Origin of the sequence: Rhodococcoides kroppenstedtii, assembly GCF_900111805.1 — a bacterium.
In the GTDB taxonomy this organism is placed as follows: domain Bacteria; phylum Actinomycetota; class Actinomycetes; order Mycobacteriales; family Mycobacteriaceae; genus Rhodococcoides; species Rhodococcoides kroppenstedtii.
Map to the genome: position 1 here is coordinate 66,615 of NZ_FOJN01000008.1, position 17,013 is coordinate 83,627.

The 17,013-nt window shown below is 69.9% G+C and carries 17 protein-coding genes; 4 read left to right on the plus strand and 13 right to left on the minus strand.

The features are described 5' to 3' along the window. Nucleotides 1-98 precede the first annotated feature (98 nt). The 8 genes from BMZ18_RS10775 to BMZ18_RS10810 form a co-directional block, all read right to left on the minus strand. Entirely contained in the window at nucleotides 99-1,367 is a 1,269-nt protein-coding gene (locus BMZ18_RS10775) for a YibE/F family protein (RefSeq protein ID WP_082895060.1), read from the minus strand. A gap of 233 nt (nucleotides 1,368-1,600) precedes the next feature. Continuing rightward, on the minus strand, nucleotides 1,601-2,623 hold the full coding sequence (gene add / locus BMZ18_RS10780; protein ID WP_068363793.1) for an adenosine deaminase: 1,023 nt from the start codon (nucleotides 2,621-2,623) through the stop codon (nucleotides 1,601-1,603). Between the two features lie 3 nt (nucleotides 2,624-2,626). Beyond that, on the minus strand, nucleotides 2,627-3,898 hold the full coding sequence (locus BMZ18_RS10785; protein ID WP_068363832.1) for a pyridoxal phosphate-dependent aminotransferase: 1,272 nt from the start codon (nucleotides 3,896-3,898) through the stop codon (nucleotides 2,627-2,629). A 70-nt stretch (nucleotides 3,899-3,968) separates the two neighbouring features. After that, nucleotides 3,969-4,628 carry a hypothetical protein gene (locus BMZ18_RS10790; protein WP_139203922.1) on the minus strand — a complete coding sequence of 220 codons (660 nt, stop codon included), beginning with the start codon at nucleotides 4,626-4,628 and terminating at the stop codon, nucleotides 3,969-3,971. Beyond that, nucleotides 4,625-5,197: a hypothetical protein gene (locus tag BMZ18_RS10795; RefSeq protein WP_068363787.1), complete on the minus strand. Its 573-nt coding sequence runs from the start codon at nucleotides 5,195-5,197 to the stop codon at nucleotides 4,625-4,627. The genes BMZ18_RS10790 and BMZ18_RS10795 overlap by 4 nt, the downstream gene beginning before the upstream one ends. Nucleotides 5,198-5,219: 22 nt before the next feature. Continuing rightward, the gene (locus tag BMZ18_RS10800) at nucleotides 5,220-5,492 is read right to left on the minus strand and encodes a DUF4235 domain-containing protein (protein WP_068103340.1); all 273 of its coding nucleotides are present in this window, start codon (nucleotides 5,490-5,492) and stop codon (nucleotides 5,220-5,222) included. Next, nucleotides 5,489-5,797 (minus strand): DUF3618 domain-containing protein, encoded by a 309-nt coding sequence (locus BMZ18_RS10805; protein WP_068363784.1) that lies wholly within the window; start codon nucleotides 5,795-5,797, stop codon nucleotides 5,489-5,491. The genes BMZ18_RS10800 and BMZ18_RS10805 overlap by 4 nt, the downstream gene beginning before the upstream one ends. Continuing rightward, a complete protein-coding gene (locus BMZ18_RS10810) occupies nucleotides 5,794-6,231 on the minus strand; it encodes a phage holin family protein (RefSeq protein ID WP_068363829.1) in 438 nt (145 codons plus the stop codon). Before BMZ18_RS10810 ends, BMZ18_RS10805 begins: the two co-directional genes overlap by 4 nt. A gap of 80 nt (nucleotides 6,232-6,311) precedes the next feature. Between BMZ18_RS10810 and BMZ18_RS10815 the strand changes: the two genes are divergently transcribed. From BMZ18_RS10815 to BMZ18_RS10820, 3 genes are read left to right on the plus strand one after another with little or no spacing between them, the layout of a single operon-like run. Beyond that, nucleotides 6,312-6,992 (plus strand): SOS response-associated peptidase, encoded by a 681-nt coding sequence (locus BMZ18_RS10815; RefSeq protein WP_068363781.1) that lies wholly within the window; start codon nucleotides 6,312-6,314, stop codon nucleotides 6,990-6,992. 19 nt (nucleotides 6,993-7,011) lie between these two features. Continuing rightward, nucleotides 7,012-7,140 (plus strand): hypothetical protein, encoded by a 129-nt coding sequence (locus BMZ18_RS20175; protein ID WP_280141987.1) that lies wholly within the window; start codon nucleotides 7,012-7,014, stop codon nucleotides 7,138-7,140. A gap of 55 nt (nucleotides 7,141-7,195) precedes the next feature. After that, nucleotides 7,196-7,663, plus strand: coding sequence for an SRPBCC family protein (locus BMZ18_RS10820; protein ID WP_068363826.1), 468 nt, complete (start codon nucleotides 7,196-7,198; stop codon nucleotides 7,661-7,663). 332 nt (nucleotides 7,664-7,995) lie between these two features. Here BMZ18_RS10820 and BMZ18_RS10825 read toward each other — a convergent pair whose 3' ends face one another. Then, entirely contained in the window at nucleotides 7,996-11,235 is a 3,240-nt protein-coding gene (locus BMZ18_RS10825; protein ID WP_068363778.1) for a heterodisulfide reductase-related iron-sulfur binding cluster, read from the minus strand. A 456-nt stretch (nucleotides 11,236-11,691) separates the two neighbouring features. Between BMZ18_RS10825 and BMZ18_RS10830 the strand changes: the two genes are divergently transcribed. Beyond that, nucleotides 11,692-12,369 (plus strand): DUF8020 domain-containing protein, encoded by a 678-nt coding sequence (locus tag BMZ18_RS10830; RefSeq protein ID WP_068363776.1) that lies wholly within the window; start codon nucleotides 11,692-11,694, stop codon nucleotides 12,367-12,369. A gap of 170 nt (nucleotides 12,370-12,539) precedes the next feature. On the opposite strand, the gene BMZ18_RS10835 is transcribed toward BMZ18_RS10830, so the two are convergent. From BMZ18_RS10835 to BMZ18_RS10850, 4 genes are all read right to left on the minus strand, one after another. Continuing rightward, nucleotides 12,540-12,914: a hypothetical protein gene (locus tag BMZ18_RS10835; RefSeq protein WP_074922170.1), complete on the minus strand. Its 375-nt coding sequence runs from the start codon at nucleotides 12,912-12,914 to the stop codon at nucleotides 12,540-12,542. 482 nt (nucleotides 12,915-13,396) lie between these two features. Beyond that, nucleotides 13,397-14,443, minus strand: coding sequence for a S1 family peptidase (locus tag BMZ18_RS10840; RefSeq protein ID WP_068363773.1), 1,047 nt, complete (start codon nucleotides 14,441-14,443; stop codon nucleotides 13,397-13,399). Beyond that, nucleotides 14,440-15,750, minus strand: coding sequence for a S1 family peptidase (locus BMZ18_RS10845; RefSeq protein ID WP_068363770.1), 1,311 nt, complete (start codon nucleotides 15,748-15,750; stop codon nucleotides 14,440-14,442). Before BMZ18_RS10845 ends, BMZ18_RS10840 begins: the two co-directional genes overlap by 4 nt. A gap of 120 nt (nucleotides 15,751-15,870) precedes the next feature. Then, entirely contained in the window at nucleotides 15,871-16,935 is a 1,065-nt protein-coding gene (locus BMZ18_RS10850; protein ID WP_074922172.1) for a hypothetical protein, read from the minus strand. Nucleotides 16,936-17,013: the final 78 nt, after the last annotated feature.

Here is a 17,013-nt window from a genome sequence, read left to right on the forward strand (position 1 = left end):
TTCGGCAATCATGACGAACCACGAGACCGGATCGGTTCGTGATTTCTGTGTACGTCGTCGCCGGGCCGTGGCGAGTCGGCCCTGGTGAGCCGGCCCGATCAGCCGGCCGCGTGCCGCCCCGTCGACTTCCGGTTTCCCGCCGCCCGTGCCGCACCACGGCGGGGTGGCCGGGCGAGCACCACCGCGATCGCCGTGGTCAGGGGTACGGACAGGGCCAACGCCGTACCGCCGACGCACGATCGGACGATCTCGATGGCCACCGCGTCGCCGGTGATGACGTCGTGAATCGACCTGCCGGCCACCGAGAACAGCAGGAGCAACGGCAACGCACCACCCGCGTACGCCAACACCAGCGTGTAGACGGTGCTCGCGATGTGGTCGCGGCCGACGCGCATCGCGGAGGCGAAGATGGACCGCCGGGTCGCGTCGGGATCGAGCGAGGCCAGTTCGAACGCGGCCGACGCCTGGGTGATGGTGACGTCGTTCAGCACGCCGAGCGAGCCGATGATGAAGCCGGCCAGCAGCAGCCCGGTGATGGAGACGTGGTCGAGGTAGGCCTGGACGTCGGTGTTCTGTTCCTCGGACAGCCCGGTCACCGATGTCAGACGGATCGCGCCCTCGGACAGGACGGCGGCGATGCCCATCGACACGACCGTGCCGAGCAGGGCCGACGACGTCCGCAGGTTGGGTCCGTGCGCCAGGTACAGCACGCCGTACAGGATCACGGTGCCGCCGACGAGCGCGACGAGGATGGCCGATCGCCCGTCGAGAATGGCCGGGAGGACGAAGACGACGAGCACGCCCAGCGCGATGCCCAGACCGATCAATGCGCGCAGTCCGCGCCAGCGCGCGACGACGCAGATGACGACGGCGAAGATCGCCGCGACGAGGGCGAGCGGAAGGGTGCGGGAGTAGTCGTCGAAGGCGTAGATCGCGGTGCCGGTGTCGTCGGTGCCGCGGACCAGCCGGATCTCCTCGCCGACCCGCAGATCCGGAGTGCCCGGTCCCGGCGTGATCTCGAGGAGGGTGCGCGTGCCCTCGTTGGTGCCCGTGTCGATGGTGACGATGCTTCTGCGGCAGTCGAATCCGGACACCGTGGGCGGGGTGGGCGAGCTTGCGAACACGCGGCCGTTGGACGGACTGCCGCACGGTCCGATGTCCTGGGACACCACGGTGCCGTACTCCGTGGTGACGGCACCGCCGGTGGAGCTCTGGAACGGGGCGGGGACCGCGACGTCCCGTCCGCTCGGCCAGAGCAGGATCATGCCGACGACGGCGGCGAGTCCGATGACGGTGAGCAGTCCGACGACGACCCGGGCGGCGGTGCGCCCGATGGGGGCCGGGCCGGAGAAGTGATCGTGGCTCACCGGGGGCAGCCTACTTGCCGCGGTGGGGGCGTCGAGGCGCGAGAGTCCGGACGAAAGCAGGTGGCGGGAGAGCAGGGGGGGTGTCTCCCGCCACCGAACCGTGCGACCCGCCGGGGGGGTGGGGGGCCGAGCGGCGCTTTCGGAATCCCGAAGGACTCGTTGGCCAATCTACCCCTGCAGTCAGAGTCCAATCGTCACGGGGGTGCAAAGAATGCGCGTCTTGTTGTGACCTGTCACACAGTCGGGGCGGGAACGGCCTCCACCGCTGCGCGGACGCGAGCACGGGTCGCCGGCTCCGCGAACGACGCGTCCACCGCCGTCCGCGCGGCGGCCCGCAGCGCCTCCGCGTCCAGGCCGAGACGATGGGCCGCCAGGTACTCCCGGGTCAGATCGGTGCCGAACATCGACGGGTCGTCGCTGTTGATCGTGACCGGGACGCCCGCCGCCACCAACCGGGGCAACGGGTGGTCCTCGAGTCGCTCGACCACCCGGGTACAGAGGTTCGACGTCGGTGACACGTCCACGGCGATTCCCCGGTCGGCCAGGTAGGCCATCAGGTCGGGGTCGGCGGCCGCGGCGATGCCGTGGCCGATGCGGTCGGCGCCGAGGTCGTGCAGCGCCGACCACACCTGCTCCGGCCCGCCCGTTTCCCCCGCATGGGGGATCGAGCGCAGTCCGTGCGCGCGGGCGCGGGCGAACACGTCGCGGAACGGCGCCCGCGGAACTTCGACACCGCCGATACCGAACCCGACGATCGACTCCGTCCGGTGCGCGAGCACCGCGTTCAACGTCCGATCCGCGGCCTCGACGCCGAAGTCACCGGGGAAGTCCGGAATCCACCGCGCGACGATGCCGGACTCGGCCCCCGCGCGTCGTCGTCCCTCCTCGAGGCCCTCGAACACCGCGGCGGCGTCGACACCGCGCATGAGGTGACCGAACAGGCTGACGTGCATCTCCGTGTAGGGCACGCCGTGGGTCGCGAGCTCGGTCAGGCTGTCGTACGCCAGACGGGCGAAGTCCTCGGCGTCGCGCAGCACCCCGATCGAGGTCAGGTACACCTCGATGAAGTGCGCGAAGTCGCGAAAGGTGAACCAGCGCCGCAGCTCCTCCTCGGTGCGCGGGATCTCCGGGATGTCGTGGCGGTCGGCCAACGCCTTGGCCGTGCTCGGCCACATCGACCCCTCGAGGTGGACGTGCAACTCCACCGTCGGCAGCGCCCGCACGAACTCCTCGATCGTGCGCGGTGCGTCCGCCATCCGCTACTGCCGATACGAGGCGAGGAAGTTGCCGAACCGCTCGATCGCCGTCGACAGGTCCCGCGCCCACGGCAGTGTCACGATCCGAATGTGGTCGTGGGCCGGCCAGTTGAAGCCGGTGCCCTGCACCACCAGGATCTTCTCCTGCAGCAACAGGTCCTGGACCAACTTCTCGTCGTCGTGGATGTCGTGCACCTCGGGGTCGAGGCGAGGGAACGCGTACAGCGCGCCCCGCGGCTTCACGCAACTGACACCGGGGATCTCGTTGAGCTTGGACCACGCGACGTCGCGCTGCTCGAGCAGGCGCCCGCCGGGCAGGATCAGGTCCTCGATGCTCTGATGGCCGCCGAGCGCCACCTGAATGGCATGTTGCGCAGGCACGTTCGGGCACAGACGGGTCGACGCCAGGAGGTTCACACCCTCGAGGAACCCGGCGGCGTGCTTTTTCGGCCCGGTGATCGCGAGCCACCCGGCGCGATATCCCGCCACCCGGTACGCCTTCGACAGCCCGTTGAAGGTCAGGCACAACAGGTCCGGCGCCACCGACGCCAGCGAGACGTGCTGAGCGTCGTCGTAGAGGATCTTGTCGTAGATCTCGTCCGCGAGCAGCAGGAGGCTGTGCTTGCGCGCCAGATTCGCGATGCCCTCCAACACCTCTCGCGAGTACACCGCACCCGTGGGGTTGTTCGGGTTGATCACCAGCAACGCCTTGGTGCGCGGCGTGATCTTGGATTCGATGTCGGCAAGGTCGGGATTCCAGCCGTTGTCCTCGTCGCAGAGGTAGTGCACGGCCTTCCCGCCGGACAGCGTCGTCATCGCCGTCCACAGCGGGTAGTCCGGCGCCGGGATCAGCACTTCGTCCCCGTCGTCGAGGAGCGCCTGCATCGTCATCGTGATGAGCTCCGAGACGCCGTTGCCCAGGTAGATGTCGTCGACGTCCACCTCGGGGAAGCCGTCGACCAGCTCGTACCGGGTCACGATCGCCCGGCGGGCGGACATGATGCCCTTGGACTCGGAATAGCCCTGCGCGTAGGGCAGGGCCGCGATCATGTCGCGGACGATGACGTCGGGTGCCTCGAAGCCGAACGGCGCCGGATTGCCGATGTTCAGCTTGAGGATGCGGTGGCCCTCGGCTTCGAGCCGGGCGGCATGGGCGTGCACGGGTCCGCGGATCTCGTAGAGAACGTTCTGCAGCTTGACCGACTGGTCCAGTCGACGCGTGGCGTTCTGCCGCCCTGCGGAGGTGTCGAGGTCGCGCGAATCCGTTGTGCTCACGCCGTCCATACTGACACCGGTCCCGCCGGAAGTGGACTGCCCGGGTGGGGACCACTTCCGGCGGGTGGGCTCAGTCGTCCTTCGCGGCCGCCTTGCTTGCCTCCGCGACGTCGTCCAGACGCTCGGCGTCCTCGCGCTTGGCCTCGGCCTCCTCGAGCTTGCGGGCGGCCTCGTCCAACTCCGCCTGGCGAGGCTCCTTCTTCTCCTCCTCGCGGCGCTCGACCTCCGCGAGCTTCGCCTCCCGCTCGGCCTCGGCGGCCTCGATGCGACGGTCGGCGATCTCGTCGGCCTGCTCCTTGCGGTCCTCGAGGCGCGCCGCGGCCTGCTTGCCGGCCTGCACCTTGGCGTCGATCTCGTGGTCCGCGGCGGCCTCCTGTTCGGCCTCGGCCTTCTTCCGCGCCGTCGTCGCCTCGGCGGTGGCGGCGTCGACGCGCTGCTGCGTGCGACGGGCCGCGTCGGCGCGCTCCTTTCGGGCGCGCGCCTCGAGCTCGGTCGCCTTGGCCAGCTCGGCCGCGGCGGTGCGCATCTTCTCCCCGCGGCGGGCGAGGTCCGAGTCACCGAGGAGGGCGCCGACCGTACCGTCGAGACTGCCGACGACCTGCTCGTAGGTCGATCGCACCTGCCCCTGGCCGTCGAGCCTGCTGACCACCGTCGCCTCGAACACCTGGAGCGGCAGTCGGGCGATGTTGTACTGCAGTCGCAACACCCGGCGCGGCAACGACATGCTCACTGCTGATCTCCGTTCGTCTCGAGGTCGCGCTCCGCCTGCGCGGCGCGTTCCCGGGCCTCCGCTGCCTTGCGCTCGAGGGCGTCGGCCTTGTCCAGGGACTCGTCGTAGTCCTCACGAGCGGCCGAGATTTCGTCCGCCGCAGCGTTCTCCGCGGCGCGACGGGAGGCGTCGGCCTCCGCCATCCGGCGCTCGGCCTGCGTCTCGGCCGCGATCCGCGCTTCCTTCGCGCACCGCATCGCGTCGGCTTCGGCCTCCTGATGCTGCCGTAGCCGATCGTTCTGCGCCGCAGCCTCGTTGGCGTCGGTGCGGTCCTCGACGTTCTGGCGGGCGACATCCGCCTCGGCCTCGGTGGAGGCGATGTCCTGCTCCGCCTCCTCGATCTCGAGCGACGCGGCCGTCTCGTCGGCCTCGGCCTCGCGGCGCTTCTCGGCCTCGGCCTGCTGCAGACGGCCGCGATCGGCCAGATCGTCGTTGTCGACGATCGCGCCGGCGACCTCCTTGACCCGGCCGGCCACCTTGTCCACCAGATCGCGTCGTGCGCTGGATGCGGCGCCGTCGTCGTCACTCATCGTCTGTGCCCCTTCTCTCGTCTCACTTCGGATCGGTGTTCGCCAGTGCGCGAAAACCCTTGGCGCCCGCTCGATCCACGCCGGCCTTGACCAGCCCGAAGACCAACCCGTGCAGGGCGGCGGCGATCAGCACCTCGCGATTGGTACGGGAGAGGTCCTTCGGATCGGGCATCTCGGCGTCGTTCTCGCCGACCCGCTTGTAGATCTGGTTGAACAGCTGCCCGGCGAGCACGCCACCGAGAATGCTGGTGGCGAGGGACAGGGGCTTGTAGAAGGCCTTCGAGGTCGCGCTCATCCCAGCAGGCTCCGTTCCCGACGCGTGCGTCGACGACGGATCACGAACACCAGCAGCAGGGCCGCCGCGACGCCCGCGAGCGAGATGCCGGCGGTCTGCGGGTTCTCCTTGACGGCGCTGACGCCCTCACGGGCGAGGTCCTGCGCCTTCTCCGTCTGCTCGCGGGTGGCCGCGGACACCCGCGCCGGGACGTCGACCTTGGCGGCGAGGGCCTCGACGGTCTGCGCCAGTTCCTCGCGCTGCTGCTCCACCGGGGGCGGAGTGTCCTCGGGCAGAGCGTGTTTCGGTTCTCTGGACTCGGTCACGGGTGCTGTCCCTTCCGGGCTGCGTTCACGGTGTCGACGTCGCGCTGCACGCTCGCCACCGTGGCGGCGGGCGCGGGCGGGACGGCGTTCTTGGCCTTCGACGCCCCCACGGCGGCGAGGATCCCGCCGACGACGAGGAGTGCGGCAGCGACGATCAACGCCGCCAGCCAGGGGTCGAGTGCGGTCGCGAGGCCGAGCACGGCCGTCGCGACCAGGGTCGCGGTGCCCAGGAAGAGCAGAAGGGCACCGGCACCGGAGATGCCGATACCGACGCCGAGCTTGGTGCCCTTCGACTTGACCTCGTCGAGAGCATTGCCGACCTCGGTCCGCACCAGGGTGCTGACTTGCGTGGTGAGCCGCTCCACCAGCTGGACCGTCGACAGGTCCGCGGGGGAGCGCTCGGGATGGGATCGTTCGTTGGGCGCTGGATGCATCTGCCCGAGGTACCCGTGACCCGGGTGGGTGAAACGGACGTCCATGCGGACCGGCACGTCGCTGGAGCAGAATCGGGGCCATGTGTGGTCGCTACGCCAGTACCCGATCCGACGACGACCTGTCGTCGCTCTTCGACGCCGTCGTCCGCCTCGGTGACCCGCCGGAGCCGTCGTACAACGTGGCGCCGACCGATCCGGTGCGCATCGTCCTCGACCGTGACGACGACCGGCAGCTGCGGACCGTCCGGTGGGGGCTGGTGCCGTCGTGGGCCAAGGACAAGAAGATCGCCAGCCGGTTGATCAACGCGCGGTCGGAGACCGTGACGGAGAAGCCCGCGTTCCGGAAGGCGGCCGCGAAGCGGCGGTGCCTGATCCCCGCCGACGGTTACTACGAGTGGGAGAAGCGCGAGGGTGCGAAGGTCCCGCACTTCCTGCACACCGACGGCGTGCTGGCCATGGCCGGGCTCTACGAACTCTGGCCGGACCCGTCGCTGGACGACGACGACCCGAACAAGTGGTTCTGGTCCACCACCGTTCTGACCACCACGGCCACCGACACCCTCGGCCACATCCACGATCGGTCGCCGGTGGTCGTGCCCGACGACCTGTGGTCGGCCTGGCTCGACCCCGGGCTCACCGACCTCGCCGGCGTGGCCGACCTGCTGCAGTCGATCCCCGAGCCGCACCTGACGCCCTACGAGGTGTCGACGGCGGTCAACAGCGTGCGCAACAACGGTCCGGAGCTGGTGGCGCCGGTGTGAACGCCTTCTGGTGGAGGGGATGCTGCACGGTCGGCTGGGACGTGGCCGGACGTCGTCGGCGGTCCGTCGGTTGCTGATCGCCGACGCGGTGCGGCTGGTCGGGTCCTCGGTGTGTGCCGGATGTGCGTTGGCGTGGTTCGTCGGGTGAGGGTCGTTCGGTGCAGCGACGCCGCGGTGCGACGCCGGTGGGCATACTCGCAGGCGTGACTTCGTTCGAGCATTCCGATTCCGTCGTCGTCGAGACGACTCCCGACGCGCTGTACGCCCTGGTCTCCGACGTCACCCGCACCGGGGAGTGGAGTCCGATCTGTCAGGCCTGCTGGTGGAACGACGACGCCGAGGCCGGCCGGGTCGGGGCGACGTTCACCGGGCGCAACGTCACCCCGGACCGCACCTGGGAGACCGTGTCCACGGTGACGGCGGCCGAGCCCGGGCGCGAATTCGGCTGGGTGGTGGCCGGGAAGGTCGTGCGGTGGTCCTACACCCTCGAACCGGTGGGGTCCACTGCCACGCGCCTGACGGAATCGTGGCACTTCACGCCCGAGGGCATCGAGTTCTTCCATGACAAGTACGGCGACGACGCCGAGCGGGAGATCGCGGCCCGCCGCGACGCCGCCCTCGACGGCATCCCGCGCACCCTCGCCGCGATCAAGCGCATCGCCGAGTCCTGACGGGCGGGCGTCAGCGTCCGGAGGTCGGGGCGATCGACGGGATCCCGGCGCTCGACGCGAGTTGTGGGCAGATGCGCCCGGTCCGGTGCGAGTTTCGCCGCATTTTTCAGCCGAGTTCTGCGGATTCGCCGGATCGGGGCGGATCGTGTGGCATTTCTCGCGCGGCCTGAGATCGTGGTGCGTTGACGTCGGGTGGGGCGGCGTGCCTGAGTGTCCACAAGTCGGTCGGATTGCCGGGATCCCGTCGGTTCGGTCGACTCGTGTGCAGTGGCGCAGGCCCTGAACGCCGAACACCCCCTGCCCGACGGACAGGGGGTGTTCGGTGAGTGGGGTCAGGACTTGCGGCCCGGAGCCTTCGCGCCCGACTTGAAGCCCAACCCGCCGGCCTTCGGCTGCGGGGGAGCGGGGCGCTCGGTGCCGTTGGACTCCGAGCCGTTCGACTCGGCCGCGCCATTCGACTCGGCGGCACCGTTCGATTCGGCAGCGGGTTCGGGCTCGGTGGCCGGCTCCGGCGTGGCCTCGGGCTTCGGTGCGGCAGCCACACCGGGAGCCTTTGCGCCGGGCTTCTTGTAGCCCGACTTCACCGCGAGACCCTTGGCCTTGACCGTGGGCTTGACCTCGGCGGGTGCCGCGGGAGCCTCGGAGGTCGGTGCCTCGGCTGCGGGTGCTTCGGGAGCAGTGGCCTCGGGTGCCGGTGCCGCTGCCTCCGCGGGGGCAGCCGGAGCCGCCGAACCCGGAGCCTTCGCGCCCGGCTTCTTGAACCCGGACTTCACCGCGAGACCCTTGGCCTTGACCGTCGGCTTGACCTCGGTGGCACCGGACTCGGAAGCGCCCGACCCGGAAGCGCCCGACTCGGCCGGGGTCGATGCGGAAGCCTCGGCGGGAGCCGCCGCCTCGGCCGGCTCGCCCGGTGCCTTCGCGCCCGGCGGACGACCCTTGACCTGCAGACCCTTTGCACCCGGAGCCTTCGCCTTCCCGGCCATGCCCAGCCCCTTGGGCTTGGCGGTGGGAGTGGCCGGAGCCGCAGAGGCGTCGGTGGCGTCGTCACCATCGGCGTTGGGCGATTCGGCAGGCTTCGCCGAACCCGGGGCCTTCGATCCCGGAGCCTTCGCGCCGGGAGCCTTGGCCAGGCCCTTCATCTTCAGGCCCTTGCCGGAGGCGGTGGCGGGGGGCGTCGCACCCTCGGCAGCGGCCTCGACCTCGGACACGCGGCCCTTCTCCTCGGCCGCGGCCTTGTCCTCGGTGGCGACGGCGTCGGCCTTCGGGGTCTCCACCGGCTCCTCGGCGGGAACGACCTTCGGCTTGGCGCGCGGAATCACCTTGACGTTCTCCCCGAGTTGCTTCGGCTCGAGGCGGGTGATGGAGCTGAGCAGCATCTGCGAGACGTCGATGACCTCGACGTTCTCGTTGGTGCCGCCCTCCTGGCGGGCGGTGACGCCGTCGTTCAGCATGACGCGGCAGAACGGGCAGCCCGTGGCGATCTTCGACGGCGCGGAGCCGTTCGAGCCGAGGGTGTCCAGCGCCTCGTCGACACGGTCGATGTTGATGCGCTTGCCGATCTTCTCTTCCATCCACATGCGCGCACCGCCGGCGCCACAGCACATGGAGCGCTCGCCGTGACGCGGCATCTCCTTGAGCGTGGAGCCGGACGCCGCCATGAGCTCGCGCGGCGCGTCGTACACCTTGTTGTGGCGGCCGAGGAAGCACGGATCGTGGTAGGTCACGTCCTCTTCGACCGTGGCGACCGGGATCAGCTTCTTGGCCCGGACCAGGCGGTTCAGCAGCTGGGTGTGGTGGACCACCTCGTACTTACCACCCACCTGCGGGTACTCGTTGCCGAGCGCGTTGAAGCAGTGCGCGCAGGTGACGACGATCTTCCGACGCGATTCCTCGACACCCTCGAACACGGAGTTCAGGGTCTCGATGTTCTGCATCGCGAGCTGCTGGAACAGGAACTCGTTGCCGGCACGACGGGCGGAGTCACCGGTGCAGGTCTCCTCCGCGCCGAGCACCACGAACTTCACGCCGGCGGTGGCGAGGAGTTCGGCGACGGCCTTGGTGGTCTTCTTGGCGCGGTCCTCGTAGGCGCCGGCGCAGCCGACCCAGAAGAGGTACTCGTAATCCTCGAAGGTCTCGGCGTCCTGACCGAAGACGGGGACGTCGAACTCGAGCTCGGAGATCCAGTTGGTGCGGGCGGAGGCGTTCTGGCCCCACGGGTTGCCCTTGTTTTCCAGGTTCTTGAACAGGCCGGCGAGCTCCTGCGGGAACTCGGACTCGATGAGGACCTGGTAGCGACGCATGTCGAGGATGTGGTCGACGTGCTCGATGTCGACGGGGCACTGCTCCACGCACGCACCGCAGTTGGTGCAGCTCCACAGCACCTCGGGGTCGATGATGCCGCCGAGGCCACCGTCGTCGAGGGTGGTCTCGCCGACCAGGGGGCGCTCGGCCTCGTCCCGCGCGGACTGCGGGATCTTGTTGAGCTTGGCCTCGTTCGGCTTGCCGTCGGCGTCGACCAGGCCGACCTCGTCACCGCCCATGTCCTTGCGGCCACCGGCCAGCAGATAGGGGGCCTTGGCGTTGCCGTGGTCGCGCAGCGACGTGATGAGCAGCTTCGGCGAGAGCGGCTTGCCGGTGTTCCACGCGGGGCACTGCGACTGGCAGCGACCGCACTCGGTGCAGGTGGTGAAGTCGAGCCAGCCCTTCCAGGAGAAGTCCTCGATCTTGCCCGCACCGAACGCGTCGACGTCGGGGTCGGCATCCTCCATCTCGAGGACCTTGCCGCCGGACATCATGGGCTTGGCGGCACCGAGCGCGCCGCCGCCGTCGTCCTCACGCTTGAAGTAGATGTTGAAGAAGGCGCTGAAGCGGTGCCAGGCGACGCCCCAGGTGATGTTGCGGCCCACGATGAGCAGCCACACCATGCCGGACATCAGCTTGACGAAGGCGAAGACGGACACCAGGTTCGGGCTCGCGGGCAGCAGCTCGGCGAGACGCATGGTGAAGAAGTCGGTCCACGGGTTCGAGTGGCCGTAGGTGGCGATCTTGCCGGCCTTCACGAAGATCATGCCGAGGCCCTCGATGAGGACGACGGCCTCGACGAAGTACGCCGCACGGAAGTTCGAGCCGGAGAACCGGGACAACCGCTCGGTGGAGCGCGGATGGTTGCGCTGGCGGATGATGATCAGGGTGGTGATGCCGATGACGGTGCCCAGGCCCAGCAGCTCGTCGATCAGGTGGTAGGCAGCGGTGTCACCGATCAGCGGCCAGTGGAATTCCGGGTTGAACGTCTGCCCGTAGGCCTCGAACCAGACGATCGCGCCGAGCATGAAGCCGATCATCACCAGCCAGTGCGCCCAGCCGACGGAGCGGAACTTGTTCATCCGCGTGTGCGCGGCGAACTCCACCACCATCTGCTTGAAGCGGGGGACGAACGGACGCAGGCGCGTCCGGTCCGGCTGGCCCAGCGCGATCGAGCGCACCATCAGGATGGCGCCGCGGAAGAAGTACGCCCAACACACGATGCTGAGCAGCGCACCCACGGTGCCCAGCGTGATCGTCAACGCGTTCATGACGCCGCCTTTCGTTCGACGGCGGGGCCGCCGTCGTGTTCTCCCGACCGACCGCGTGTCGACGCGAGGGGCTGTCCCGCGACAAGCGTTCGGTGGGCGTTCGCTACCGAAGAGTAACAAGCCCGAGGCTACCGGCCGGTAACTTTTCGGTCGAGAGGGGTTCTCGCTGGTGAGGTTCGTGGACCACGGCCGGCGAGAGTGTGACGGGGGCTACGTTAGGCGCGCGGTACGACAGCGGCGCGTGAAGGCCTGCCTAACTCGCCGACGAACGTGGACGGCGTCCCGATTGCGGACAAACACACCACGATCGCGTACTGGTTGTTATCCTTCACGAGCTCGAACTGCAGCTGCGCTGATGTGGACGAAACCAACCGTCGATTCGGTTGTGTCGGCGGTTACGGCTACAGTGCACGGGTCGGGGCCCGACACCTCTCTCCTTGAACGAACGGAACATAGATGAACCTGCGTCGACTCGTAGCGACCTCCGCTATCGCTGTTGCCTCCCTCGCGGTGTGGACCGGAACTGCCTACGCTGACCCGGCTGCCCCCACAGCCGACGAGAAGGGCACCGAGAACTCCGAGATCAACTGGGCCTCCCGCGTCGAGGCCGGTGGCGTTGTCACCACCGTCGACGCCGGTCTGTTCCGCGCCTCGGACGACGACAAGTCCGTCGTCCTCGAGGACAACGGGGGCAACGAGGTCCTGAGCCTTCCCCTGTCCTTCAACCTCAACGGTGTTGAGTTCCCCTACGGTGTCGAGTACACCAACGAGGGTCGCACCGTGAAGCTGATCCCGAACCTGTCGGCTCCGATCGGTGAGCAGGCCAGCGCCCTTGAGCAGAACGTTGCGTCGCCCGACGAGAATTACAAGGCTCAGCAGAACTTCGCCTCGCAGTTGGGTCTGGCGTCTGCGGTCGGTGGGTTGACCGGTACCATCGTCGGCGCCGTCGCCGGTTGCTTGCTTGCCGGCGGTGCATTCCTTTCCCCGACCTGCTTGGCCGGAATCGTTCCGGGCGCCGGAGTCGGTGGCGTCATCGGCACGATCGTTGTCGGCGGCCCGACCCTCGCAATTGCCGGTGCGGACTTCGTCAACACCCTCCTGGCTCCCCCCGGCACCACCCAGTGGGCCAACTGATTCATTAAGAGTTTCCGGCTGTCGACCGACGGCTGACGTCGATCCCCGCACAGCCCGATTCCGGGAGGTGCGGGGATCGCGTCGTTTCGGGGTTGTCGACGGCCACCGGCGCTTCCTTGGATACAACGATGCCCGGCCGCGAGTGCGGCCGGGCATCGTGCGTGTGGGGTTCAGAAGTACGGCAGCGTGGCTCCGAGGAACACCAGTCCCGCGACGAGGCCGACCACCCCCGCGGCGATACCGATGCCGGCGTCCATGCGATCGGCGTCCGGGATTCGCAGCGCTACGGCGCCGAGCACGAGAGCGCCGAGTCCCAGGACGAGCCCGAGGCCGAAGGCCCAGAACGTCACCACCGACAGCGCGCCGAGGAGTAGAGCGGCGTCGGCATGATGACCGTCGAGTCGGTGCCAGAGTCGAACGACGGCCGACTGTCGGGGCGGCGTCGCTGTCTCTGCCGTGTGGTCGGTGGACGGCGCGTACTCGACGGTGGGGGTGGCCTCACCGACGGATCGGTCGAAGGGAACGGACGAGTCGGCGACGGTCACGATGCACCCCCGATGCGCGTGACGATCGACCCGATGACCTGGCCCGGGTGTGGTTCTCGGCGCAGCACAGCAGAACACCTCCTCGTGAGTGTGCGGACAATCGAAGCTCGACGACGTCGGACGGACGACGGAGCGACTGCGCACCTCGATGTTACCACTGGGGCGGATGTGGTTCAGACCACGAAGCGCGCTACAAGGGTCGAAGGTGTTGACCGACAACGGTTTCGGCTCGGAAACGACTGCGGCCCCGCAACCGTGAGGTTGCGGGGCCGCGAGTACCCGATGCTCAGCTGGCTGCGCCCGAGTTGCTGATGATTTGGACGATGTATCCGAAGACCTTGAAGATCAGTCCGAGCATGTCAGGATCCATGTGCCGTTCCTTCTGTTCCGTTCGTCGACATCCCGCACCACCCCGAGGGCGCGGAGGCGAGTGCCTCGGGCCGGTACTTTACCGAACACATTCCGTTCGGTCTCGTGCTTGGTCACGATGTGCGCAGGCGCAGCCCGGGATTGTCCTCGAGAATCTTCGACACGGGCGTCGCGAAGAGTTGCGGTCCGGTACCGGACACGAAGGCGACGGCGTCGGCCACGGCGCACTGACCGTATTGCCCCACGTTGGACGCACTCGAGACCCCCACGGCGGAGGTGCCCGACACCAACGGTCCACCGCTGTCACCCTGCAGGGCGCAGATGTCGGTGACGACGGCGTCGCGCAGCACCCGAGCCCCGACGTCGACGGTCCGTCCCACCGCGGTCACGGTGCCGCACGTGAATCCGGTGGTGGCGCCGGCCTTGCAAACGGGCATGCCGACCACGGGTTCGGCCACACCGGTGATGTCGAGTGGCGCGGCTCCCGGCACGCGGATGTCGTTGTTGCGGAATCGGTCCGCCACGTCGTCGTTCAGGCGGACCACGGACCAGTCGTGCCCGTCGAGGGACCCGCGCGCGACGGTGCCCAACGGTGACCCGTCCAGGCCCTGCACCTGCGAGGCCCCCGAGGTTCCCGCCGCGGCGAGGTTCGGGTCGCAGTGGCCGGCCGTGACGATCACGGGCGCACCGGAATCGGTGCCGTTGAACCCCACCGAGCACCGCAGACCGGCAGTGCCCGAGGACGCGACGATGCCGTCGCCACCCGACGACGTCGCGTCGGCGATCGACGTGGCGGAGAGGGTGGCCTGCGGTGCGCCGTCGGCGGTGACGGTCCCGACGGTGAACCCGGCGCGCAGGACCGCGGCACGTGCAGCGTCGAGCGTGGTCCCGCTGGTCAGGTCGACGACCCCCTGCCCGGTGGCGTCGAGGCGCACCCCGGCGACGCTGTCGGCGAAGTCGACGCGGGCACGATCGGCGAAGGCCGTGAGATCCGCGGCGACGGCCGAGCGCTGGAGCCAGTCGGACTCGGTCAGCCCGAGGTCGCGCTGGAGTGCGTCGGCGAGTGTCGCGGCCACCGTGTCCTGCGCTGTCGCGGCGGGAGCGGTGGCCAGCGCGGCGCTCGTCAGTAGAACCGCGACGACGGCGGCACGAACGATCACGACGTGCGCACCGTGGTGCCGGACTCGGCGGCGACAGCCTGAATCGGGATGCCGAGGCTCGCCGTGCCGCCGTACTGCGCGAGCGCGAGATTGGCCTCGCCGCAGCTGGGGGCGCCCCCACTGTTCGAGCCGCTGGTGATGCCCAGGGCGAGTGTGCCCGTGACGATGGCGCCGCCGCTGTCGCCGGCGAGAGTGCAGGCGGTGCTGGCGAATCCGCGGATGGTGGCTTCGCTGCCGTCGCCCAGGATCAGCTGCGTCTCCACCCGGTCGGCTGCGACGACACCGCACGTGAACGACGACGCCTGGCCGGACTTGCACACCGGGGCGCCGATGACCGGCGCCGCCGTTCCGGTGATCGTGAGCGTCGTGCCTCCGGCACCGCGCACGGCAGGCTCGTGCAGACCGGCCGCGACGCCGGCGTCGTCGAGCGCGATGACCGACCAGTCGAGTCCCGCGGGGCCGCCGACGGTGGACCGATCGAAGCGACCGACGGGCGCGCTGGCCCGCACGTCCGCACCGGACGGGAGGTACACGCGGGCAGTGCCGTCCGGGCCGGGACCGGGATCGCAGTGGCCGGCGGACAGGCTGACCGGGCGGCCCGACGCGTCCGTTGCGGCGAAGCCGAACGAGCAGATCTCGATGCTCTCGAGCGGTGCGGTGGCCAGATTCTCCGACGACGTCACGTAGTCGTCACCGCCGGTGACGGCCGGAGTGCCGCCGGGCGCCGGGGCCGGCGGCGAGAGCACCACCTGCAGGTTGGCGATGGCGGTCGGGAGATCGAGTGCGCGTCCGATCGGGCTGTTGGCGATGTCGACGACCACCTTGCCTCGCAGCACGTCGACGGCCGCGGAATTGATCTGCGACGAGACATCGCGCGGGAGCGCCGAGACCCAACGACCGAACTCGGCGAGGGACGCGTCGAGGCTGTCGGCCGACACGGGCGACTGTCGGCTGCGGAAGCCGTCGTCGGCCACGCGCGCCGCCGCCTCGGTGGTGGTCACGGCGACCACCGGGACGCCGTCGTCACCCATCCACGCGCCCGCGAAGTCGGCGGGGTTCTGCTGCCGGAAGTCGTCGGCGTAGGACCGCAGCTGCTGCGCCGCCGCCGCGCGGTCCAGGTATTCCTGCGGACTCAGATGCAGGTCCCGCTGCACGGCGGCGACCAACTCGGCCGGCAACCGGTCCGCGGGCAGTTGGGTGGGCCCGCTCTCGGTCGGTGCTGCGGTGGCGACGGCTGCGGAGAGACCCGTTCCGAGAACCGTGGCGCCGAGCAGGGCGGAGAACCGAACGAGGGCGGCGTGACGCATGAAGTCCTTTCGGGGGCACTGATGTCCACCGGGGTCGTGGGGCGATCGGTCTCGACCGGAGGGCGCACAGGAGCCTAGGGCATCGAGATGAGCGAACCCTGTGAGCCGTATCCGGTCGCCTCAGGGTGTGGGCGTCACCGCGCCGGTGGTGCCGCTCGGGGACGGCGTCGTGGTCGGCGCCGCCGTACTGGTCGGAGCCGGCGCCGTCGTGGCGGGGAGCGGGAACTCGGGCAGGGTGGGGAGACCGGGCAGGTCGGGGAGGTCCGGAAGGTCCGGGACGGAGAACGGCGGCCACTGCCCGTCGGGCGGAACCGGCACCGAGGTGAGACCCGGGGCCGGCGCGAACCCGGGCACGGTGGTCGCGCTCGCGGGCGGCGGTTCGACTGCAGCGGAGTCCGTAGCCTCCGGCGCGGGCGCGCTCTCCGGGGCGGCCGGATCCGGAGTCGACGACGGGTCGACGGCCTGGTCTTCCGGCGTCGCGTCACCGGCCGTCGCGTCACCCGACGTCGCGCTGCCGACCGGAGGCACGACGTCGCGTGAGGTGGCGGGCTCGACGTCGCGAGCGTCGTCCAGGTGGGTCGCCGCGGTGGCGCCGCCGACGAGGACGACAAGGGCACCAGCGGCTGCCAACACGGCGGCGCGGGTCGGAGCGGGCGCGCGGCGTCGGCGACGGGCCGGCCGGTCGAGCCGGGGCTGCGGGGTCAGCTCGGAGCGGGCGGCGATCTCCGGATCGACCGAGGTGGCGGCCCGCAGCGAACCGGCGAACCCTCCGTGATCCAGACCGTCGCGCAGCGCCTCGACCGCGTCGGGCGACAGGTGCGCCGGGTGGAGGACGGTGACGTCGGTGTCGCGGGGAAGGCCGTACAGCTCGGACACGGCTGCGACGACGGAGAGGACGAAACCCGCGGCGACGTCCTCGGTGCGCAGGTGGCGGCCGTCGAGGACCCACGCCCCCGTCCGGTCGAGGCCGTCGACGAAGCCGGAGGTCCCGGCCGCGGCGGCGACCACCTGCCCGCTCGCGTCGCTGCCGGCGACGGTGGGACACCGGAACAGGTGCGCCTCGGCACCGTCGATGCGAGCGGCGACCACGGTGCCTGCATCGACGAGTGCGAGGGCCAGTTCCGCCGAGGCCGGTGCGGCATCGCCGAGACGCCCGTCCGCACGGGTGTTCCGGCGCGCAACCACAGCTGTCGTCCCCCTCGGCGAGTCGTGTCGGTCCGGGATAACAGAACGCCCGGTACGCCCACCCTAACGGCTGGGTCC

Bases quoted from the DNA above. Each gene is read 5' to 3' on its own strand.
- add (WP_068363793.1), bottom strand. From the start codon at position 2,623: ATGGCGGACGCACCGCGCACGATCGAGGAGTTCGTGCGGGCGCTGCCG.
- BMZ18_RS10810 (WP_068363829.1), bottom strand. From the start codon at position 6,231: ATGCATCCAGCGCCCAACGAACGATCCCATCCCGAGCGCTCCCCCGCG.
- BMZ18_RS10845 (WP_068363770.1), bottom strand. From the start codon at position 15,750: ATGCGTCACGCCGCCCTCGTTCGGTTCTCCGCCCTGCTCGGCGCCACG.
- BMZ18_RS10795 (WP_068363787.1), bottom strand. From the start codon at position 5,197: ATGAGTGACGACGACGGCGCCGCATCCAGCGCACGACGCGATCTGGTG.
- BMZ18_RS10830 (WP_068363776.1), top strand. From the start codon at position 11,692: ATGAACCTGCGTCGACTCGTAGCGACCTCCGCTATCGCTGTTGCCTCC.
- BMZ18_RS10800 (WP_068103340.1), bottom strand. From the start codon at position 5,492: ATGAGCGCGACCTCGAAGGCCTTCTACAAGCCCCTGTCCCTCGCCACC.
- BMZ18_RS10815 (WP_068363781.1), top strand. From the start codon at position 6,312: ATGTGTGGTCGCTACGCCAGTACCCGATCCGACGACGACCTGTCGTCG.
- BMZ18_RS10825 (WP_068363778.1), bottom strand. From the start codon at position 11,235: ATGAACGCGTTGACGATCACGCTGGGCACCGTGGGTGCGCTGCTCAGC.
- BMZ18_RS20175 (WP_280141987.1), top strand. From the start codon at position 7,012: ATGCTGCACGGTCGGCTGGGACGTGGCCGGACGTCGTCGGCGGTCCGT.